This is a genomic window from Priestia sp. JNUCC 25, assembly GCF_053667915.1.
The window spans coordinates 24,969-47,264 of sequence record NZ_JBSJYE010000007.1; the positions used below are offsets into that span (position 1 = coordinate 24,969).

The following is a 22,296-nucleotide window of genomic DNA, read 5'->3' on the forward strand; positions in this document are numbered from 1 at the left end:
TTTGAAAAAAGAAGACTCCTTAGCCTTCAATTCTCCTTCAAACTTTTTCTTTTTTTAACGTTCCATTTCTTGTGTTGTATTTCTTTTTTTGTAGAATATACTCCATTATTCCGTGCAAAAAATTACGTAAATCCATCTTATAATTTCTATTTTTTTAACGACAATTGGATCAATATTTCGTAAGGACAGATCCATGATATTCGTTTCTCTCCTGTAAAGTGTAGTTCCCTACTCCAAAAAAGAGAAGAGCATAAGGGTTTTTTGCTATCACAGGGTGTGATAGGCTAGGCAAAGCCTAGCAAAACCGTGATATCACGGAAACCCTCAAAGTGGCGACTCTCTGGCGACTCAAAAACGGTATCCGGCGACTCTCTGGCGACACATTGGCGAGTCAGTGGCGACACCTCTTGTTTCATTTCATGGCTAAATCTTGTTTCATCTCATTCAAATTTTGGAGTTTCTCTTATAAACTTTTTCGTTCATCTTCATAGAGCTGAATGTTTTCATCACTGGATTGAATCGCAACTTTTTTTATTGCGATTCTTGATTCTGTATTAGCTTTTCTGTAGTTTTTCATTTTCTTTTTCACAAGATTTTCTTCTAACTCATATGAACCTGATGTAAAAATCAAAAAGATAAATATTGATGGCATGTGAACTTGCATTCTTATAAAACAATCATCGTTTATAGAATAAAAATTGATTCATAAATGATAAAAAAGCACGCGTAAATCACCTGTATTGCAAGCAAAAATAAATGGCCTTTTTGATCATGAATGTGCGAAAAAAACACTTAAAATGAGGTGACCCTTGAGGGTACATTTATCAACTATGAAGGGTCGGTGAAGGGGTTCCTGACACAAATGTTGCAATCACTGAAGGTGCGGTGAAGGGACTGCCCTTTAATTTGAGGGTGCGCTGAGGGGGTTCTTGTAGACATTTCCTTGTACCCAAGGTTTTGTTAGGCTCTGCCTAACCCCACACAGCCTGTGGGGGCAAAAACCCCTTATGCTCTTCTCTCTATTTTTAAAAGAGCACCACTATTTTGAGAAGTTTGAATAAAATATTGAACTTAAAATAAGAAATGCTGATGCTATTATTGTAAAAAAATTTGATGAGTAGATAAAGAAACATGATCAATCATGACAGCAGTTTTCAAAAAAACTAGTTCACACATTAGCTATTTTCAGTCAACAATCTGGTTGGAAGGAACATCTTAAAAACTTAATTGAAGCTCACATTAAGGCGATAAAATGTTGTGCGACTTCACTGAGAAACTTAAATGATACGGTAAAAAAATTAATCGGAGAATATAGAGATGATGACTAAAAACGCCAAATGATTTCACTCAATGAGGATATCTACCGATCCATTCAGGACAACCCATAATTGAGCACGAAATGAGATATCTTGGTGAAGCTATATCTGCCATTTGTATCAGATTCAGTTATGAGTGAAAGAAAAAATAGAATGCAACAACCATTACAGGAACTGTCTCCATTGAATTGAAAAACAATTTAAAAAAGAACTTAAAAAGTTACAACTTGGCGTTAACAATACCCATAAGCATGTACAAATTGCCAAAGATATAGGAAAATTACTCCCCTTACAATTCAACAAAAAAGTAGCTTCTACATGAAGTAGAAGTTGCTCTTATCATATTTTCAACATGCTGCATAGGGTGATCTTTTCTCACCCTCTTCACGAAAAAGGACTACAAAAAATCACCCTACCCAGAATAGATAATTACCGTTATCATTGAAAGTATACTGATTACCCAATCTTTAATGTTATTAAAAATGTAGAATTATAACATACTTTAGAATGCTTGAGGAGGGGAAACTTTTTTCCCCTCCCCTACTCTAAAAAACTCATATATGATAAAGGTGATTCCTACAGTAATATAGGGTCACTCGTAGCTAAATATACTTGTTTTGATATATTTTGCTAATTTTTATTGAATTATGAGACGACTTAACGCTATAATATAACTAACAAAAACGTGCGGATAGAAAAAAGACTTCAACTGTTTAAGTAGTGCGATCACACTCTTAAACCGTTCCTCCTAGTTACGGTAGGAAAAACACTTGTCGAAGTCTCTTGTTAATAGAGTTAGTTTTGTTTAATTTAAAACTTATGGTTTTATTTTATATGAAATTGACATCTATTTCAAGGGCTTAGTTCATCAAAATCACGGCATTGTTTTCCTTTCTTCAGGGAGACAGTGTCTTTTTTGTGTTCCTTAAAGGAGAAGATGAACAAATGACAAAGCTCTTTACCTGCTATTTACAAGATGTAAATACCTTCAACGGACGATTCACATGGTTATGGAAAGAAAAACCGACCCTTCGTAAAAAGAAAGAAGCGTTTTTAGAAACACTTCGTACATACTTTAAACAACAACAAGTAGCCTTACATAAAGTATTCCCTAAAAAACGGATGGAAATGTTAGATTACGTGATTTATAACCTTGTTGCTACAGGCATTCAAGCAATCCAATCAAAAACACTTATGCAAAAATTTGATGTATCCCAAAGTACCGTTTCTCGTTTTGTGAAATCATTAAAGGCAACACCGTTTATGATCGTGGCCCGTTATATCAAAGAAGATACGACAGGTGCTCATCCTGATAGCTATGTGTTTATCCTTAAAAGCCATACGAATTTTGATCAAATTTGTGAGGAGATCTTTTTTGACCATGACACAACAGACATCCAAACGCTTCAGCAAGAAGAAATGACAAGTCCTGTGACAACTCCTGTGACAAGTCCAGAACGTGCTGAAAACGTTGATACACCAAGCTTTGAGGACGAAAAAACATCGTCCCCCTTTATTAACCTTGATTTACCTAAAAATCATTTAAGTAATCATTTAATATCTGCTTCTCAGTCATTTGCGTATATCGTAGGTGTGCCTAAAAAAGTAAATAATGTGTACGCAAGTAAATATGGTCATCAACTAAAAGACTTTTATGCGCGTATTCAAAATGCAGCTAAAGCAGTAAAACGAGATACAGAGATTGAGATTGTGAAAGAACAAGTTCATGAAGTCGCTTATACAACCATTGTTGGCTTAGATAAATATGTCCATGAGGCGAATCATAAGGGTACTCCCCTATCACTAGATGAGATGTGTCGTCTTGTTTATCAAATTGCTTACAATCAATTTACGAATCTACTAAAAGGGAATGCTGAAGAACCATCATCTGAGTCAGACATACATACTAAAGCTGAAACAGCAGCATTATTTACGCCTAAACATATCATCCGTAAGGAAATGGTTCCTGCTTGGTTAAAAGCTGAACAGGAGCAAAAAGAGTCTACACAAGAAACAGCTATTTCTCTGGATCAACAGCTTGAAATGATTCAAGTAAAGCAAGATTTAGGGCAAGAACTAACGCCAGAAGAAGAAAACGTACTCCAAGAGCACAGTTCTACGTACAGTTCGTTCGAAATGGCGCAGCTGAAACAAGATCTAGGACAAGCCTTAACACCAGAAGAACAAGCTTTATTGCACCAACAGGACCAGTTAAAAGGTTCAGTTTCCTAATCAAAAAGTGAAGAAATCCCTTAGAAGCCGATGTTTAGTAAGAGTATTATTATTTAGAACATAGTTCTAAATAATTAATATATAAATCTATGTAGGAGGAGATCACGATGCCACATAAAATGACAATAACAGGATCTGCGACAGGACCATTACGAGAATATGACCGTTACGTTGCCTTTGATATGCGAGAAAAAGGTTCCCCTTCTGCGCCTAAAGGGTTAAAGAAGAGTACGTTTATTTCGTATACCGTGTTTGTTGCCAAGAAAGCCTTTAATAAAACCGGACTGACAAAAAAGAGTATTATGCATGAAAAAATCTTAATTCAAGGGGAACCAACGTTAGATATTCCCATTGACGAGTGCCCTGGGGAAATTGGTATCATCTGCTTCCAGATTACCGTTCTCCCGAATAAAAACCATAAAGAAGCCAGTGAGTCAAAAGATAAGAAAGAGGCCCAACAAGAGGTTTCTAAGGCTCAACAAGAGGTTGCAGCTACCAAGCAGGATGAAAAACAAGAGCCCGTAGCAAAAGAAGCGAAAACTGTACAGCCAGAAGCGAAAAAAACACCTGTACAAGAGCAAAAGGCTGCGCCACAAAAGAAGCAGCAACCTATTCAGCCCAAAGGGACAAAGGATGTCGTGAGTTTTGAGGACATTATCGTTCCTGAAGCCTTCTTAAAGACACGCCCTAACCCTGTGAAAACAGAAGAAGTCATTGAATTTGTGAAGCGTACAGGACACCTTGACAAGCCGTTAACGATTGAGAAAGACTCTAAGGTCTTAAAAGATGGCTATCGTCGTTATATTGTGGCCAAAACTGTGAAGATGGATAAAGTACCAGTTGTATATGCGTAAGAGAAATAATTTGCTTCTTTACCGTTTATGACTACGTAGCAGTGTCTATATGTGTTGCTGCATCCAAGGCAGAAGAAACACTATCAATATTGAAAAATTTATAAACTGACAGAATGAGTAACTTGTGCTGTTAGGGGTCCCAACAACAAAACGCGGAAAATATACGATAATACATTTTTCGGAATAAAAAAAGCCGATTTCTTTAGCGTATAAAAAATCGGCTTTTTTTATATTGAACCTTATAGGATATCAAGTACATATTTTATTATCATGTCTCCATATACATCGATATAATTTAGTAACTCTTCCATGTAATCCCTCCTTTTGGTTTATAATTCCATTCTACAATATCATAGTTTTTCAATTTTAGGAGGGCATTTTTTGTTTAGCTTTTTTTGTGTCGCTTTAATTCACAAAAAATATAGATGATGTTAAATGCTCTATTGAGTTGAACCTACATTGAACTAAAAATGGTCACTAGTTGAACTTAAGGTAATCTAATGATAGATTCTCTTAATCTTTTAAACTCATGTGGAAGAATGATAGAATTAAGTTTATCTTTAATTGAACTTAAAGGATAAGATTATTGTATTTTTTTATAAAACGCACGATCTGATATATCAGATGGAATTATCTGATATGTTATAAATAGATGAAGTATCTGATACAATCTGATACATAGCGTGCGGATTTATTACAGAGCTGTTTTTGGTGTGTTTAAATAAATAAATGCGTTGAAATCATCCGATACATAAAGGATAGACTATCTGATACCTGTAAAAAATAAGAAAAATTGATTCCTTTTAAATAAGGTTAAAAAATTATCGATTATTGAAGGATATCAGATGCGTGTCAGATAATTTTATGAAACGCACGATCTGATATATCAGATGAAAGTATCTGGTGCGTTATAAGTGGATGAAGCATCTGGTGAGATCTGATACATAGCGTGCGGATTGATTGCAGAGCTGTTTTTAATGTGTTTAAATATACAAATGCGTTGAAATTATCTGATACATAAACGACACACTATCTGATACCTGTAAAAAATAAGAAGATATGACTCCTATTAAATAAAGGTTAAAAAATTATCGATTATTGAAGGGTATCAGATGCGCGTCAGATAATATTAAAGGAGAGAGAGGTGGTTTTTATGGACAATGCCTTTGAAGTTGAGATAGGTAAGAGTAAATATAAGAAACCCTCAGAGGTAGCGAAAATATTTGATATGCCAGAAAGTACGTTAAGAAAATACTCAAGGGTATTAGAGGAAGCTGGTTATGTTTTCAGAAAAGGCGAGAAAAGAATGCGCCTATATAGTCCTGCGGATGAATTAGTTCTGTACAAGATGCTTAAGAGGATTAAAGAAGAGGATGAGGGTTTAGCGAAGGCGGCTGCATTTGCAATAGATGGTCAAGACTCAAAGGTAACTGATACGGATCTGATACATGGTGTATCAGAAGAAGTTGCGGCAACGGTTCAAGAAGAATCCTTTACAACCTTTTCTCGAACAGGTTATTAACAAACTGACATATATCCAAGAGAATACAGTGAGCAAACAGGAATTTAATGAGCTAGTAAAACTAACACAAAAAGCATTGGATGAGAATGTAGAATTAAGACGCCAAAACAAAGAAAAAGAAGACCAACTAGACTTTATGTCTGAAAAATTTGATCGTGTTATAAATCTCGTAGAACGTAATGAACGTGAAAAGGACACAAAGAAAAAAGGTTTTATGTCACGTTGGTTTAGTAGTTAAGTAAACATCTAACTGGTTCATGTTTTTTATCGTTGTAAAGAAGAAGATCCTGTTTGAAAACAGGATCTTCTTCTTTTTATATAAAATGTTTAAAAGCATAGTATATTCATAACAAAGACCGCCCATTATGTATTAGTGTATAAGGCGGTCTTAACTGTATTCATGCTATATGATTATGACAAAAATATCGACATTATTCTAATTCTTACATGAGCGATATTTATATACTGTTTGTTTTATAGTTTATTATATGCTGTAAATTAAATTTTTTGCTTTTTTTTTCCCACAAAAACGAATAGTTTTTTTGAATGTGTCAATCCTTTATAAAAAGGAGTGTGTTCATATGCCTAAGATAACTAAAAAGAGTAAATTAGGAAAATACTTAATTGAAAAGGGCTATACTCAAACGGAAACAGTTAAAGTAACTAATTTAGATAGAAGTACAGTTCATAAGATTTATAACGATTCCAATTATACGCCATCAGGTTCTACGATCAAAAAAGTTATGAAACTCCTAAAGAAACTTGATCCTAAGGTTAAAATAGAGGACTTTTTTAATTTTTAAAAAGGCACAACCATTGTGCCTTTACTTAATCTTGAAAGTCTTCCTCATCTTCAAATTCAAAGCCTTCTTCAATTTCTTCTATTCTCAATTCTAAGTATCCTTCAATTTCATTAAGAACATCTGAAAAATCTCTGATTATTGGAACTTCTGATAATATATTCTTCTTGTAAAATTCCATATAAGAGTTTTTTTGTCTTTCCTTTGTTATCCTTTTAGGAATTAAATACCTTGTAATGCTGTTCTCTAAATCAGCTAACAAATCATCTGAGTACAATATTAAATGATAATTTTGAAACCAGTATTTCTCATCAACTTGTTCTTTTAATTTATCAATTTCCTCTGTTTCGAAATATCTATCTTTTAGGTAATATGAAATTAATATCTGATTGTTCGTAGCGATTACATTACTTTTATTTTCTACCAAAATATCCGTAAACCCAAATGTCTTTATTGCATAATAAAAATATAATTGTTCTTCATTAAATGCAGTTTTAAGTGATTCTCTATATCTAACATGGAAAAATTTATGTAACTTGGCGTTATTAAAACTACCCATATTACTAAATTTATCAACTGTATATAGCAAAGTCTCAGGAGATAAAGTAAGAAGAAAACATAATTGGTGATAGTCATAATCCTTAACTTGATATTTTTCAAGTTTTAACTCTCTAAAGTATCTTGTTTTAAAAAAATTATTTATAAAGACTTTCTTAAGCTTATCATCATTTAACTTTGACACTCTAAAAACAAGTTGATTAATAAAATAAAGCTTGTTATTATCCCTTTCTTTATCAAATTTCTCTTTAGAATGGGCAATTAACTTCTTCCAGTACCTCTCAACTAAGTTGTAGTTATTAAAAGATTCATATGTCCAAACCTCTTTTTTGTTATCATTCCTTTCTAATTCATATTCTTCTAGGACTTTATCAAAAATCCTTATTACTTCACCTGTATCATTCTTATTACAGAAAAAGTAAAAGTCATCAGAGAAATAGGAAAACTCACATTCAATTCCTGACTTTCTAATTTCTTCTTCAATATCATTACTGATGTTCTTCAAGTTTCTTTCTGCAAAATATAATGACAAGTAATTACCCAGTATTAGTCCGTTTGTTTTTCCTGCATTCATATTTGTTAAAAACTGTTCGTTATGTTCATCAAAATCTATTAAATGCGTATATATCCTTCCGTAATACTCCTTTATATCCAATTTAAGTAGTTGGTCATACACGCATAGCCTGTTAAAGTCTTCTTCTAGTTGTCTATCGTATTCCCCTGATACAAAGTCCCCAGTTTCAAGATTTGTAGATAGGCGTTTATGTACACGATCTAAGTTTTGAACATTATCAAAGTTGGATAGATCCTTAAAATGCTTATACGCGACTAGAAAGTTTAATATATTAGGCATTTTTAAGGTGCGATACTTATCTTCTTGCTTTTTAACCCTAAAATTAAATGGATCAACCCAAGCTAAATCTCTGATATCATACGCAGATAAATCTTTTGGTATTTCAAGGGTATCAATATCAAGAAAATGCTTAACCGCATTTTTAAAATTATATAAATTATTAAGTTTCATCTTCTCCTCCTACCAGTATAAAGCGTTACTTCTACTAAACCTTTATATAATATCATTTTACTGGTATTAAGGTCTTTTACATAGCATTTTCCATCTGAAAATAAGGTTGTCCATCATATTCAATTAAAATCTGTGGTTTTTCCACTAAACAGCTGCCTTCTCACATTAAAGAACCGGAATTATAATAATTCCGGTTAATCTCGTTTATAAAAATTAGAACTTTATTTTACAGTCTTAATCTAAGTTAGGTTGATTTTAATCTCACCAGAAAAGGACTGCGTCTTTGATTTTGTTTCTCTTTGGTTTTTATTATGACTTTTATATTTCTCCATAAGTTCATGAATACTTGATACCTGTATAATGCGGATATGCTCTGAAGACACCGCATAGCGAACAGGTGTAATCAAAATAACGGAAGGGAAGATGGCTGATCGGTCCTCTGGCTGCCAATGTAATGCTTTCCATTCATCCGAAAAGAAAAACTCCTCATAGAGATTGATCTTGGCTTGCATTTTCTGTTCTGAATACTGATTTCTCTGAATTTCAATCCAAAAGGGAGAGCCTTTAAAAATACAAAAGAGATCCGGTTCAATTCCTCCTTTTCGTCCGGTGGGCTTATCTTCGACAATGACCTGTTTAGGTGTGCTATACGTACACATTTGTTTATAGACATCCAAGATCGAAAGGAAATGTAATATTTTTTGAGAGTTCTTTTTAATTTTGGCATCCACAGGTAAATAGACGGTAGGAGAATACTGCTGTGTGCGTTCAATGAGTCCTAATCGATACAAACGTACCATCACACTATTGCATGCATTTATAGGCGATTTAAGCTGTTTAAAGAATAGGTCAACTAAAGAGTCTCGATCCACGGCTCTAAATTGATTAATAAACGCTATGATGTCTTTATCACGCTGAGATAACCGGAAACTCATCGCTGCTCCTCCTTCTCTAATAACCCAAAGATGGACTGTGATACCACTTCTAGTTCTGGTTCAGGATCTTTCACGAGCGTTTTATAAGGTGAAAGTATTTCCTTACAAGCTCCTTCATCTAAGAAATAGGCTTGAAACTCTTTGACCTCATCAATTTTAATTTTCATGCGTCCCCTGGCTGCGGCATCGATTTCTTCTGCTCCAAGTACACCTGCCACCTTTGCATTCGTGGCATCGGCTTGCCTTCCAGAGATCCGAACTCGTAAGTTTGCTTTTAATGCTGAATTCAACAAATCGGCATCGGGACGCTGCATCGCAATAATCGTGTGCACACCTAGCGCACGACCTTGACTTGCGAACTGTTGAATCATCTCTACGAGATCCGTTTCTCTCTTTATGATGGACATTTCATCGATGACTACCACGATGCGAGGCAGCTTAAAGGGGAGCCTGCTGATATGTGTCACGCCATGCTCTAAAAGTAAATCACCTCGTCGATACATTTCAGCTCGTAACAATGCAAAAGGTTTTCTCATATCCTTAGCCTCAAAGCAAAGCGCATCCACATGGTCAATCCCATGAAATAAGCCCAAATCGGCTCGTTTAAGGTCCACTAAGACTAAGCGTAAGTCTTCGGGAGAAGTATACTTCACCCATGTGGTCAGAATCACGCGCATTAAGCTGCTTTTTCCCGCCTTAATTTCGCCAGAAATCAATAAGGTTTCTAACTCCGCAAAGTCCCATGAGACAGGGTTTCCATAGATATCTTGACCAATGCAGACTGGGAGCTCCATTTTTTTTTATATGATTATGGATGGCTCCATAGTTGTATTCAAGCATCTTAGGCAGGTTTTTGTGATGGACCGTGATACTGAAATTCTTCAGACTGCCGTATATTTCGATGTTGCTGCCTAATACTTGCCGTAATGCCCACCTTTTTTTCGTTAAAAGCTCAGGGTCGATCCCATTCAGTAAGGAAAAGGCGTACCGAGTGTACGTATGATGATGATCAATCTGATGAATTTTCGGAAACAGATAGGATGTACGGTCTCCTCGTTTAACCGTCCGGTAAATCTCTGCCGTACGAAACGCTTTAATCAACTGGCCACGTAATTTCAATTTTTCAAACATCCACATTCCTCCTCAAAACATAAAAGTCACAAAAAAGTAAATCAAGGCGCTATAGAAGGTAACTGGCAAGATAAAGCGCATGACCTTAGCGAACTGATCAACAAGATCGATGACACCCCATCGCTCTAATATTCGTTCGATGATCGCAATTCCTAAGACAATGCCTCCTATAGTAAGAATGGTGGGGTCAAGCATGGCTAGTGGACTAAATGGAACAAAAGAATAAGCCTTGAAGGGACGAGGTCTCGTAAGAGATAGTTTGTGAGGTGGAGAGAAGATTTTCCGAAAGGTAAATCCTTTTGTTTTTCTCATGTGCTACCTTCTTTCATTCGTTTAATTTTTTTGCCTTTCAAATACTAATTATTTCAGCTCGACGCATCCGGTCGCCCCCTTCGCCTCTTCGGCTCAGCTCCCTTACAGATTCCACAAAGGGCTTCACTAGGTGTATAAAACTTGTATTAACGCGGTAAAGATACTGAACTAGCTACTGATTAGGTAACGAAGTAATAATTCTTTAGATACTATGTAGCTACTGCAGTAAGCTTGCCTGTCCAATCGAAAAATAACAAAGACCCCTTACCGAAGTAGGTAAGGGGTAGCTAATTATGTAAGAAGGATTGGGTTTCATATGGTGGAAATTATCCTAAAGATGTTGTTGCATTTGTATGTTTACTATCTAAAACTAATAAGCAAAAACGTGACTACCAATTCTCTTGTATGCTTTACGTGTAAATATCCACTTATTTGTTGCAGTTGTAGGATTATAATAGTAGACTGCTCCATCAGTAGGATCCCAGCCTTTAAACGCATCTATTGTTGCTCGATACGCAGATTGGTTTGGTGTCAAAGAGTATTGTCCATCATTTACGGCTGTGAACGCATTTTTTTGACTAATAACATTAGATACACTCTGTGGAAAGCCTGGACTTTTAGCTCGATTTAGAACGACAGCTGCTACAGCTACTTGTCCCTCATAGATTTCTCCTCGTGCCTCTCCGTAAACTACATGAGCCATTTTTTCTACATTATTTATTTGTGTATACGTACCCGGTCCGACAACTCCATCTTGCATAAGACCCGTATCGCGTTGGAAATTCTTAACGGCTTCTTGAGTTAACAGACCGTACTGTCCTGTTGGTTGTACGTGCAGATATCCCATATTGACTAGTTGCTGTTGCAATGAAGTTATTTCTTGTTTATGACTAGTTGTTTGTAATGAAACAGAAGCATATGTAGGAGACTGAGTATATAAGGTACCTGCTAGGAAAATACCAAAAGTTCCTACTGTTAGTTTTTTTAGAAAGTGCATGTAATTTCTCCTTTATCTAAATATTTATGAAAAACCAGCCTTCATCCCATAAGATATAAATATTTGTACTACTTTATATAGTACTGTTTATATTTTAGAGGCAGATAAATCCAGAATGAAAGCTAGAAGTATATGTACTAACCTAAATCGAAAAAGCTAAATTTAGTTTTTTATAGAATTAAATCCAATATTAGGAACATGTTGATTAATTTTAACGCTAATATGGGATTCGACCAGTGTTAAAAGTCCTAGTTAGTAAACCATACGAAAGACAGTCCGTTGTTTTAAAAAGCTAAATTACATCCAAAACAAAAAAAGGAACAGTATATATTTATACCGTTCCTTTTCACAAAGGAAAAAATGAATTTTTCGCTTTGTATACCAGGAATATTATAACACAACTATAAGTACCGTTTCTATCTAAAATATACAAAAAGATGATTCTTATATCTTATTTTTTTTACGTTTTTGAGTTTCCTTCGTTAAGCCTAATATTACTAGCCTTACCTTTTTACATCATTGGTATATATTATTTTAAACTCAGCAACAGATTTTAATTGTGAAAAAACTTCTTTGTATAGGAGATTCCCTATTTTACTTAATACTTATTGTCACAAATCATTAAAAATACGGGTATAATTGTCAAGGTCGGCTTTTAAATTAGAATATATTGTACTAATTCGGTTGTTATATTCATTTAATAACTCCCTGGTGTATAAAACACCTTCCATTGCATCCATGAAGAGATCCGAATTAATAATATCTAAAGCACTTATAGTATAAGTTTTAAATTCATCATGAGTATCGCATTTTATTAGACTTTGCTCTTGAATATCATATATATAAACAAATTGCTTTTCTTTTGTTAAGCCTAAAATTGGACCCTTTGTAGACTTTAGATCACCCAATGCTGGATGAATAAAATAATAATTATGTTTTCGTAACCATTCCAGTTCAGGTTGCAACTTTTTTATTGTTTTAATCAGAAGCTGTTGTTGTTCTGCTTTTAATTTCTCTATTTCCTTTTGAGTTTCGTTATAAAAAAACCTTAATCCTTCGTATTCTTGAATAATTCCTTTAGATCCAAGAATTCTTTCTGTTTTATTCATACGTTTACCTCTGCCTCATTTTCTAGAATTATTAGACATATAGACTTCAGTGCTTTCATCACCTATATGACGACGATAGAACCCATAATTATAAAGGCAGAAGCTAGAACAGTTGTGCTTAAGTAACGTTTCCAACTATTTTTTCCTTCTTGTACATCAAGATAATTTTTCATGCAAGGCTACTCCTTCATGATCATCATGGGAAACATGAGTTTCTTTAGCTTTTCTACGTGTAAATGTCATATACATACCTACAACACCAACAACTATCAGAATTCCCATTAGAATTTCTGTAACGGTTTGTTTTTGCTTTTTCTGCCCTAATACATAATATTTTTCATACATCTGAATAGCAGATTTATTATGTTTGAGCTTAGATGGAATGTTCATCGTATTGCCTAATTTCCAACCTTCTTCATATGCGTCTTTTCTCAACTGATTCGCCACTTTATTAGATTGAAATCCTTCTTTATAAGATTCTATTAACCTTGTATTGGTACGGTACGCAGAAGGACTATGGTAAGTTGTATATGTAAAGGCTGCGTTAAAACCTTCTTGTTCTACATCTTTATGGCGTTGTTTATTACCTTCGGTGTATCCTTTTTCATAAGATGCTGCTAACTCAGAGGATAAATCTGTAGGAACAGATAGATCTTTTAAAGCATATCCTTGTTTATATCCTTCTTGCTCAAATTGCTTATTCTCTTTTTTCATTTGCTCTTGGTGACCATTTTGAAATCCTTCTTCATATGCTTTTCTTGTAATTTCATCTGCATTATAAAGAACTGGAATATTCAAAGTTTCTTGTTCTCTTCCTTGTATTTGTCCATCTTTTTTAGCTTTGACGGACAAGTTCATAATATCAATACCTTTGGTATAGCCAATTGAAAATCCTTCGTTCCACTCCTTTGACTTTGCAGGGGTTTGAGGAGGAGAATAGGCAACCGTAGCATTTTTATAATCTTCTAGCCCTTGTTTATATCCTTCTTGTTCCCCTGAACTCTTTTCTTTTGCATTCAAGGTTAGAGCCTCTTCTTGTTTCTTTCTTCTTCCGTTTTCATACCCTATTGTGTAACCTAACGTGAGCCATTCTGTTTCCTCAGAAGTATGATTAGAAAATTGATTATCGCTAAGGTTCTGATAGCGCTTTTCGTTGTATCCATCTTCTTCACCTAATTGAACTCCTTGTTCATAAAGGCGATTAAAAATAACTTTTAAATCTTCTGATGAAAGAGTAGAAGTACCCTCTAGAGTACTTATCTCACTTTCAGCAGTTACGACCTGACTATTTTGGGGAGAAACAAATTGAAAAATAAATGCAAAAAATCCAACAATTCCCCCAAAAAATATTTTTTTCCTCATTTTTCTCACCTTTTTATTTCCTTTTTTAGACGTTCTTATCCCAATGATTATAGGATTTAATGGTGATTTTATTACCATTTTTAAATCCATTCTTTTCGTTGAGCATATACATAGTACTACAAAAACATGTTGAAGTGTTAAAAATATTACATTATCATTACAAAATGGGTGAATTTTGTTGGAGTATGTAATATAAGGAAATGCATAGTGGGCTAAAAAAGGAGTGGTTTATAAGAAACGAAATATCTAATTTTGAAGATTTTTGAGAATTTAAGAATCACGAATGTTTCTCAAGGTCTAATTTAAAAGAGAAATTCTATCTTATTATTTGCATTTAAAAAGTTTAATCAGCGATTTGCTACGAAAGAAATTATAAAAAATCCCCTTTGATATTTCTTAATTGTGGAAGCAACCTTCAACACTATTACCTAAGCAAAAAATGAAATAAGAGGGTAACGATATGAGCCTACGAATTTCTACGTTTAATTCTTTATTGTGTTATCTCTTTTTATGTCTAATTTTTATTTTAGTATCTAACCCTTTAGAAGCAAAAGCAGATATAACAACTAAAACTGAAACGTGGACGAGCACTGATCAAGATTTAGAAGATTCATTTATTAGTAGCCAGTACCCATCTGATAATTATTCTTCTAGTAAATATTTAGTTAATGGCAAGCATGAAAATTTTGGTGCTACACGCTCATTTCTAAAGTTTAAACTGCCTAACCTTCCTGAAGGCGCAATTGTAACTTCAGCAAAGCTTAGTCTTTACCAGTATTACAACACGACAACTCAGGCTGTGGTAGATATCAGACCAGTGACAGGAACTTGGAATGCTTCTTCACTTAATTGGGGCAATAAGCCTACAGTAGGAAGCAGTGTATCAAATGCAACAGTGCAAAAGCCGTCTTGGTATGAATTTTATATGACAAATCAAGTTAAAAACTGGTATAACGGTACTGCTAATAATGGGATTAGTGTTCAATTTCGTGATGAGACTCAAGCAACTAAAATCTTTTATTCAAATGACTACACATCAGCAGATTTAAAACCTAAGTTGACTATTACATATTCTGTTCCTAATGACTCTAAAAGAGAATATCGGGCACTTTGGGTAGATATGTTTCACGACGGTGCAAAAACATCTGATCAGGTAGACCAACTAATAAAAGATGCGCAAAAAGGCAATATCAATACTATTTTTCTTCAAGTGAGACGACGTGGAGATGCTTTTTACAGTAAATCTTTAGAGCCAAAGACTGAAGATTCTACCTTACAAAGCAACTATGACCCATTGGAAGATTTAATTCAAAAGGCTCATGCAGCTCATCCTAGAATCCAAGTACATGCATGGTTTGCTATGACCCCAATATGGAATAAATCAACACCACCTAAGGATCCAAAACATATATTTAATGCACACGGTATGAGTCAACCTAGTGAAGAGAACTGGCTAAGTAAGACCTATACAGGAAGTTATCAAAATGGCTCTGAATACGTAATAGATCCTGGACATCCTGAAGCTGTGAATTTTACAAGAGATGTCATCACGAATGTAGTAAAAAACTATGACGTAGATGGCGTTCAAATGGATCTTATAAGGTATATGGGGCAAGAGTGGGGTTATAACGATGTAAGTGTTCAACGTTTTAATAAAGCGTATGGAAAATCAGGTTTACCTCAACCAAATGATGCTTTATGGAAACAATGGCGCCGGGAACAAGTTAATAACATGGTTCGAAAAGTTTACGTATCTGTCCAAAGTATAAAACCTTCTGTCACTGTTTCTGCTGCAACCATTGCCTGGGGAAATGGCCCGAGGACAATGGACGAATGGAATAGTTCTTCAACAATGAATGATGCATTACAAGATTGGAGAAGTTGGCTAGAAGAAGGATCAATCGATTTGGCAGTACCTATGAATTATTTTAGAGAATATGACTCAACTCAAAAAACTTCTTATGAAAACTGGATTGAATGGGAGAAGAACAATCAAGGGAAAAGAATGACTTTATCCGGAGTAGGGAATTATCTAAATTCCATTGGGGATAGTATGGCTCAAATTCAAAAGGCAGAATCACCTTCTTTGTCTGGAAATATATTAGGTGGAACAAGTCTTTATAGTTATGCTGTTACCAATAAAGATGATATTGCGAATGATGAGTTTTACAATTCATTAAGCAAAATTTCTAGCTACAGTTCAAATTCACCATTTTCAAACTATGCTTCTCCACCAGACTTACAATGGAAGCTTTCTCCCACTACGGGTCATCTTTATGGTAGTTTACCTAATTCAGACCATCAATTAATAGAAATTAATGGGTCCAGGACCTATCAGGTATATACCGATGGAAGTGGAGATTTTGAGGTAACAAACTTAAATCCAGGAACTTATAACATTGAAGTAAATTCAAAATTATATCCAGTTTCAATCAAAGCAGGAGAAGTAACAAAAATTTTACTAGATTAAGTGGAGGTTTTATTATTGCTTATCAAAAGTAGTATAAAAGGAAAACTATTTAAATCTATAGTGTGGTCGATAGTTTTCACTTTGTTTATTACCGTTCTTCCTATCTTAAATGTACACGCAGAAACAAAGAAAGAAAATGAAGAACCAATTAAAAATACACAAGAATTAGAAGAACTACCTCAATTAAGGACTGAAAACTCAAAGACTTACCTAGATAATGAAAAGAACCAATATATATATGAGGAATATACGGAACCAATTCATTATAAACAGGGAAATGAATGGGAAGATATTAATAATACAATTGTTAATGGAAAATCAGAATCCGACGATCAAGACCTTTCTTTAGAAAACAAATCAAATCGATTTAAAGTAAAGTTCTCAAAAAAGAGTAAAGATAACCGAACTCTTAGAATTAAGTTAAAGGATCAACAACTTTCATTTGGGATTGTTGGTGCTAACAAGGTTCAAGGGGTAGCAAAAGACAACAGTATGACTTATCCTGGAGTTTTTCAAGATACAGATTTAAATTTCCAAGTGGATAATAATGCTGTTAAAGAAGCACTTATCCTTAACAAGAATACCGAGAAAAATAAATTCACATATGAGTTTAAATTAAAGAATCTAGTAGCAAAAAAAGATAAAGAAGGCAATATTGTTTTTGAAAATAAAAAAGGTAAAACATTTTATATTCTCTCAAAGCCTTTCATGTATGATTCTGCAGAGGCTATTTCTCATGATGTTTCAATGGAACTTCGTGAAGAAAAAGGTAAAACATATGTAGATGTAATAGCCAATGAAAAGTGGCTGAACTCTTCAGAACGTAAATATCCTGTTGTTATTGACCCAACTGTTGATGTACAAGATGGAAATACAGCTGATACATTTATTTCATCTACGTATCCTAATAGTAATTATTATACAGATCCTTCTCTAATTACAGGTAAACAAGTTTATTATGGAACAACACGTTCATTAGTTAAATTTAATTTAAAAAACTTGTTAAGTGGGGCTAAGATAACATCAGCCAAAGTTACAGTAAGTTCACATTCAAATACAAGTGGTTTTGAGAAACAAGCAAATGTTAGTGTGTATCCAATTACGAAGTCTTGGAACTCTAATAGTGTCAACTGGAGTAACCAACCAACTACTGATGCTGTAATATCCAATCAAAACGTTTCTACAGATGGAGATTACACTTTTTACACTACTAATCTCGTAAAGGATTGGTATAGTGGTAAAAAAGCCAACTATGGTATTATGTTAAAAAATACAGATGAAACATCAGATCGTAAAATGTTCCGTTCAAGTGACTATTCTGCGGATACATCTAAAAAACCAAAGCTAACAGTTGCTTATACAATTGATCCAATTGGAGTAGAAAGCTACTGGACAACATCTAATTCAAATGTAAACACCTACAATGGGAACTTTTTCACCCAAGAAACGGATATTAATATTGAGGGACATGGTTTACCGTTAACAGTAAACAGAACATATAATAGTCGCTCTACTTCAAGTGGGATTTTTGGGTATGGATGGAGTTCAAACTTAGATCAAAACCTTACCTTTAATACAGATGATCTGATTTTATATCGGGACGAAGATGGAACAGAACATTATTTTACTAAAAACTCGTCTGGTGGATATGATTCACCCGGAGGTGTTTACCTGGAGTTAGAAAAAAATTCAGATGGTACCTTTATGCTTACAGATAGTGACAACTCTTCTATTACCTTTGATACAACAGGAAAAATGATTGCTGAAACAGACTCAAATAGCAATAAGACTACTTACACATATAGTGGTGGACGATTAATCACAGTTGTAAACTCTTCTGGTAGAGAGTTAGACATTGATTATGGGACCAATGGAAAAATAAATTCTATTTCAGATCCATCAAACAGAAAATATAAATACTCTTATGACACTAACGGAAACTTAACGGAATTTTCTAAATTCGATAAATTAGGTAGTAACGTATTTACTATCTCATATGGATATAACAGTAGTCATCAAATGACCTCTTTTACAGATGAAAGAGGCAAAAAAATGGCAATGACTTACGACACAGACAATCGACTTGTAAAGCAAGAGATGCCTGTTACAGTTCAGGGATCCATGGTAAATGATTATTTTACGCTATCTTATAATGGATCTACTAGTGTAACGACAGTAACTGATTCAAAAGGTGTAAAAACCGATTATACTCATAATGCATATGGAAATGTAATTAAGTCTGTTGAAGATGTAGGAGGATTTAATTATACAAAAACATATAATTATGATGACCAAAATAATTTAATTCAAGAAAAAGATGAAAACGCAAATAAAAATGGCAATAATGCAACATATGATTATACGTATGATAATAAAGGGAATGTTTTGACATTTTCTAACCCTCTTAATGAGAAAGAAACTTATTCATATGATGAAAATAATAATCCAATTGAGTATCAGGATGCAAAAGGAAATGTATCATTGGAAGAATATGATGACCAAGATAACAATACTGCTTCTATTGATGCAGCAACTAAATCCTCAGCTGCTAAATATGACAACAAGGGAAATCTGATAGAAGATACAACTTCAGTGAGTATCGGCGACAATCTTCTCTTTAATGGAAGTTTTGAACAGGACTCAAATAATGACAATTGGCCTGATGGATGGAAGAAAATAGGTTCAGGTACTTTTACTTATGATAGTAATGGAGCATCTGTTCAAAATGCTAATTTAGGATCAAAACAGTTAAAAATTTCCAACCCATCAACGGCTGTAGCTGTAGAAAGTGATTCTGTTTCATATAACCCTCAGAAAAAATATGTTGTCAGTGGTTATATGAAAACAACAAACGCAAAGTCTAATGCAAAGTTAACAATTACTGGTGGAGATTCTACGGGGAAGATGACAGGAACCGTGAGTAGTCCGGTACTCTCAGGAACAAGTAACGTTGAACGCATTCACTTTGTTATTAATCCAGGAGATCTACCAGCTACTACAACCCGTATGACCTTGAAAGCATATGTCAATCAAGGTGCTGGGGATTTCTATTTTGATGGACTTCAAATTGAAGAAGAATATTATGGAGCTTTTAATTTAATTGATAATGGTAATTTTGAAATTGATTCGAATAATGATGGAGTACCCGATAATTGGTATTTCCCAGGTACTTTGACGTCAGCTGATGGTATTGATAAAACAACAGCTTATTCAGGCAACCAATCTATTAAATTGACAGGTAAACGTGGAGTAGATAAATTTGTTCGCCAAGAATTAAATGTTAAAGGTAAATCAGGGCAAGAAGTTACAGTATCTGGTTACTCAAAAGTTGATTCACCAACTAAATCTGCTGGTGTATATCAAATGGACGTAGCTATTAATTACACAGATGGTACAACCCAGTGGGTAAATGGAGATTTTGATAATAGTAAATCACATGATTGGCAACATAATTCTTTACGCTTTGCTACTACAAAAGATTTTAAATCATTAACTGTCTATTACCAGTATAAAGACCAAACCGGTACAGCATGGTTTGACGCTGCAAAAGCCCAACTTGGTTCTATTCGTACAAAATATAGTTACGATGTGGGCGGTAATAATGTTATAAATCAAACTGATGCTACTGGAAATACAGTTTGGAAATCTTATGACGAGGTCGGTAACGTAACAGGGCAAACAATTGGAAACGATACTCGCGCATATAAATATGATGCAAATGATCAACTTACAGAAGTTACGGATGAAAATGGAAAAACAACTACTTACGAATATGATAAGGGAGGCAATCATACAGCGACTATTGATGCAAATGGAAACAAGACATCTTCTATGTATGATGAGAGAAGTAATATTACATCACTAAAAGATGCGCTAGGTCAAAGTATTACTTATGATTATGATATCTTAGGAAATCTAATTAAAACTCAATCTCCAAATGGAAGTGTAGTTGAAAATGCTTATGATAATGTAAACCGTAAGACGGCCACTTCTTATAATGGAGTAAAACGCTATGAATATACGTATGATGCAAATGGAAATCTTACAAGTGAAAAAGATATCTTATCTGGAGTAACGACCAACTACGTATATGATGCGGATGATAAATTAAAGGAAAAAACAGATTCAACAGGTAGAAAATATACCTACAATTATGATACAAATGGAAATCTGATTACTAGTATATTTTTATCAGGAACTATTTCAAATACAACTAGCCGTGTAGTAGATAAAAACAATCAATTAACACGTATTACTAGTGGGAATACGGATACTTCCTTTACATTTACAGAAGAGGATCGATTAGCAAGCCAAAAAAATAAAAATGGAACTTCTACCCTTTATGATTATGATGGAGCTGGTCAACTTTTACATTTGTTAACAACAAATGCAAGTGGTTCATCAATTGAATCGTATGACTATACTTATGACGACAAAGGAAATCAGTTGACAGAAGAAACACCTAATGGAACAACTCAATTCACATATGACAAAAGTGGCCAGTTGATTAAAGAGATTCAGCCAAATGGAGATACTTATAACTATACCTATGATGCAGTGGGAAATCGCCTTACGAGAAAGGTAACAAAGGGCTCAAATGTTCAAACTGATACGTATTCATATAATGCAGCGAATCAGCTTACAAAAGTTAATGGAACAGCCATTGAAAATGATAAAAGTGGAAACTTAATAAATGATGGTAAAAGGCAGTATATTTATGATGCTGAAGATCGTCTTATTGAAGTTAAAGATGGAAATGTTTCAATTGCTAAGTACAATTATAATTCAGCTGGCCTTCGAGTTAGCAAAACCATTGGTTCAACAACTATTTATTATGCCTATGATCAGGACAATAATGTTATATCCGAAACAGATAATTCAAATAACGTCCTAGCTTATTATGTATACGATGAAAACAATCATCCTTTGACAATGACAAAGAACGGGAAAACATATACTTTTCATTCGAACGCTCGTGGGGATATTACTTCAGTTACGGATGAAAGTGGAGCAGTAGTTGCTTCGTTTACCTACGACTCTTGGGGCAACACTACAAAAGAATCGGGTACATTTGCATCTGAAGTTCCTTTTCGATATGCTGGTTATCGTTATGATTCAGAAACAAATTTTTATTATTTACAGCATCGTTACTATAATCCTCAAACTGGGAGATTTTTAACTCTTGATCCTTTGCTAGGAGATAAAAGTAATCCTATTTCTCAGAATGGATATGTATACGCTGATAATAATCCTATTATGATGACTGATCCTGATGGAGAAAGCGCTAGATTTCGTTATGCTTTAAAGAAGGGAATTGAATCTGTGCTTGCTGGGTATATAGGTTGGCAAAATGCTTATTCACTTGTGGAAAAAATAATGGGGGCAGTAGGTGGGGGTCTTACCCTAGCTAATTTTGCTCAAAAACATTATCAAAAATCCCTAATACCTGGACGTCACCAAATTTACAAAACTGGTTCTTCCAAAGCTTTAATTAAAAGTGCAAAAAGACAAGCCATTAAAGCACTGGCTAGAAAAGGAGTTTCACTGGCCTTAGGAGGAGTTGCGGCCTCAATACCAGATATAATTGCGTTTGGTACGGGTTTTGCAAAAGGCTGGAATAGTTATAACAAGAAAAAGAAAAAGAAATAATTATTAAGAAATTGCGATTGTGATT

At 34.2% G+C, this 22,296-nt stretch carries 16 protein-coding genes; 7 read left to right on the forward strand and 9 right to left on the reverse strand.

Annotation, left to right across the window (positions count from 1 at the left end; all coding sequences use genetic code 11):
• Positions 1-463 precede the first annotated feature (463 nt).
• Positions 464-652, reverse strand: a complete 189-nt coding sequence (locus JNUCC25_RS28875; protein WP_454223598.1) for a hypothetical protein — start codon at positions 650-652, stop codon at positions 464-466.
• Positions 653-2,261: 1,609 nt separating this feature from the next.
• Between JNUCC25_RS28875 and JNUCC25_RS28880 the strand changes: the two genes are divergently transcribed.
• The 5 genes from JNUCC25_RS28880 to JNUCC25_RS28900 all read left to right on the forward strand — a co-directional run bounded on the left by JNUCC25_RS28880 (position 2,262) and on the right by JNUCC25_RS28900 (position 6,727).
• On the forward strand, positions 2,262-3,548 hold the full coding sequence (locus JNUCC25_RS28880) for a replication protein (RefSeq protein WP_454223599.1): 1,287 nt from the start codon (positions 2,262-2,264) through the stop codon (positions 3,546-3,548).
• A gap of 107 nt (positions 3,549-3,655) precedes the next feature.
• Complete coding sequence (locus JNUCC25_RS28885) at positions 3,656-4,402, forward strand: plasmid stabilization protein (protein WP_454223600.1); 747 nt, start codon at positions 3,656-3,658, stop codon at positions 4,400-4,402.
• 1,153 nt (positions 4,403-5,555) lie between these two features.
• Entirely contained in the window at positions 5,556-5,924 is a 369-nt protein-coding gene (locus JNUCC25_RS28890; protein WP_454223601.1) for a winged helix-turn-helix domain-containing protein, read from the forward strand.
• Positions 5,925-5,952: 28 nt separating this feature from the next.
• Entirely contained in the window at positions 5,953-6,162 is a 210-nt protein-coding gene (locus JNUCC25_RS28895; RefSeq protein WP_454223556.1) for a hypothetical protein, read from the forward strand.
• Positions 6,163-6,505: 343 nt separating this feature from the next.
• Positions 6,506-6,727: a helix-turn-helix domain-containing protein gene (locus tag JNUCC25_RS28900; RefSeq protein WP_057243309.1), complete on the forward strand. Its 222-nt coding sequence runs from the start codon at positions 6,506-6,508 to the stop codon at positions 6,725-6,727.
• Between the two features lie 25 nt (positions 6,728-6,752).
• On the opposite strand, the gene JNUCC25_RS28905 is transcribed toward JNUCC25_RS28900, so the two are convergent.
• The 8 genes from JNUCC25_RS28905 to JNUCC25_RS28940 form a co-directional block, all read right to left on the reverse strand.
• Positions 6,753-8,306 (reverse strand): hypothetical protein, encoded by a 1,554-nt coding sequence (locus JNUCC25_RS28905; RefSeq protein ID WP_454223557.1) that lies wholly within the window; start codon positions 8,304-8,306, stop codon positions 6,753-6,755.
• A 239-nt stretch (positions 8,307-8,545) separates the two neighbouring features.
• The gene (locus JNUCC25_RS28910; RefSeq protein WP_454223558.1) at positions 8,546-9,241 is read right to left on the reverse strand and encodes a hypothetical protein; all 696 of its coding nucleotides are present in this window, start codon (positions 9,239-9,241) and stop codon (positions 8,546-8,548) included.
• On the reverse strand, positions 9,238-10,035 hold the full coding sequence (locus tag JNUCC25_RS28915) for an FtsK/SpoIIIE domain-containing protein (RefSeq protein WP_454223559.1): 798 nt from the start codon (positions 10,033-10,035) through the stop codon (positions 9,238-9,240). Before JNUCC25_RS28915 ends, JNUCC25_RS28910 begins: the two co-directional genes overlap by 4 nt.
• On the reverse strand, positions 9,938-10,372 hold the full coding sequence (locus tag JNUCC25_RS28920) for a hypothetical protein (RefSeq protein ID WP_454223560.1): 435 nt from the start codon (positions 10,370-10,372) through the stop codon (positions 9,938-9,940). The genes JNUCC25_RS28915 and JNUCC25_RS28920 overlap by 98 nt, the downstream gene beginning before the upstream one ends.
• Before the next feature lie 12 nt (positions 10,373-10,384).
• A complete protein-coding gene (locus JNUCC25_RS28925) occupies positions 10,385-10,684 on the reverse strand; it encodes a hypothetical protein (protein WP_454223561.1) in 300 nt (99 codons plus the stop codon).
• Between the two features lie 370 nt (positions 10,685-11,054).
• Positions 11,055-11,681 carry a cell wall hydrolase gene (locus tag JNUCC25_RS28930; RefSeq protein ID WP_454223562.1) on the reverse strand — a complete coding sequence of 209 codons (627 nt, stop codon included), beginning with the start codon at positions 11,679-11,681 and terminating at the stop codon, positions 11,055-11,057.
• Positions 11,682-12,292: 611 nt separating this feature from the next.
• Positions 12,293-12,790 carry a hypothetical protein gene (locus JNUCC25_RS28935; protein WP_454223563.1) on the reverse strand — a complete coding sequence of 166 codons (498 nt, stop codon included), beginning with the start codon at positions 12,788-12,790 and terminating at the stop codon, positions 12,293-12,295.
• Positions 12,791-12,946: 156 nt separating this feature from the next.
• Positions 12,947-14,152, reverse strand: a complete 1,206-nt coding sequence (locus tag JNUCC25_RS28940) for a hypothetical protein (protein ID WP_454223564.1) — start codon at positions 14,150-14,152, stop codon at positions 12,947-12,949.
• A 460-nt stretch (positions 14,153-14,612) separates the two neighbouring features.
• On the opposite strand from JNUCC25_RS28940, the gene JNUCC25_RS28945 reads away from it, so the two are divergent.
• Both JNUCC25_RS28945 and JNUCC25_RS28950 read left to right on the forward strand, forming a co-directional pair.
• Positions 14,613-16,622: a family 10 glycosylhydrolase gene (locus JNUCC25_RS28945; RefSeq protein ID WP_454223565.1), complete on the forward strand. Its 2,010-nt coding sequence runs from the start codon at positions 14,613-14,615 to the stop codon at positions 16,620-16,622.
• Between the two features lie 15 nt (positions 16,623-16,637).
• The gene (locus tag JNUCC25_RS28950) at positions 16,638-22,271 is read left to right on the forward strand and encodes a DNRLRE domain-containing protein (RefSeq protein ID WP_454223566.1); all 5,634 of its coding nucleotides are present in this window, start codon (positions 16,638-16,640) and stop codon (positions 22,269-22,271) included.
• Positions 22,272-22,296 lie beyond the last annotated feature (25 nt).

Excerpts from the sequence above, each read along its gene's own strand:
- JNUCC25_RS28875 (WP_454223598.1), bottom strand. The coding sequence starts at position 652 with ATGCCATCAATATTTATCTTTTTGATTTTTACATCAGGTTCATATGAG.
- JNUCC25_RS28880 (WP_454223599.1), top strand. The coding sequence starts at position 2,262 with ATGACAAAGCTCTTTACCTGCTATTTACAAGATGTAAATACCTTCAAC.
- JNUCC25_RS28885 (WP_454223600.1), top strand. The coding sequence starts at position 3,656 with ATGCCACATAAAATGACAATAACAGGATCTGCGACAGGACCATTACGA.
- JNUCC25_RS28890 (WP_454223601.1), top strand. The coding sequence starts at position 5,556 with ATGGACAATGCCTTTGAAGTTGAGATAGGTAAGAGTAAATATAAGAAA.
- JNUCC25_RS28900 (WP_057243309.1), top strand. The coding sequence starts at position 6,506 with ATGCCTAAGATAACTAAAAAGAGTAAATTAGGAAAATACTTAATTGAA.
- JNUCC25_RS28905 (WP_454223557.1), bottom strand. The coding sequence starts at position 8,306 with ATGAAACTTAATAATTTATATAATTTTAAAAATGCGGTTAAGCATTTT.
- JNUCC25_RS28910 (WP_454223558.1), bottom strand. The coding sequence starts at position 9,241 with ATGAGTTTCCGGTTATCTCAGCGTGATAAAGACATCATAGCGTTTATT.
- JNUCC25_RS28915 (WP_454223559.1), bottom strand. The coding sequence starts at position 10,035 with ATGGAGCTCCCAGTCTGCATTGGTCAAGATATCTATGGAAACCCTGTC.
- JNUCC25_RS28920 (WP_454223560.1), bottom strand. The coding sequence starts at position 10,372 with ATGTTTGAAAAATTGAAATTACGTGGCCAGTTGATTAAAGCGTTTCGT.
- JNUCC25_RS28925 (WP_454223561.1), bottom strand. The coding sequence starts at position 10,684 with ATGAGAAAAACAAAAGGATTTACCTTTCGGAAAATCTTCTCTCCACCT.
- JNUCC25_RS28930 (WP_454223562.1), bottom strand. The coding sequence starts at position 11,681 with ATGCACTTTCTAAAAAAACTAACAGTAGGAACTTTTGGTATTTTCCTA.
- JNUCC25_RS28935 (WP_454223563.1), bottom strand. The coding sequence starts at position 12,790 with ATGAATAAAACAGAAAGAATTCTTGGATCTAAAGGAATTATTCAAGAA.
- JNUCC25_RS28940 (WP_454223564.1), bottom strand. The coding sequence starts at position 14,152 with ATGAGGAAAAAAATATTTTTTGGGGGAATTGTTGGATTTTTTGCATTT.
- JNUCC25_RS28945 (WP_454223565.1), top strand. The coding sequence starts at position 14,613 with ATGAGCCTACGAATTTCTACGTTTAATTCTTTATTGTGTTATCTCTTT.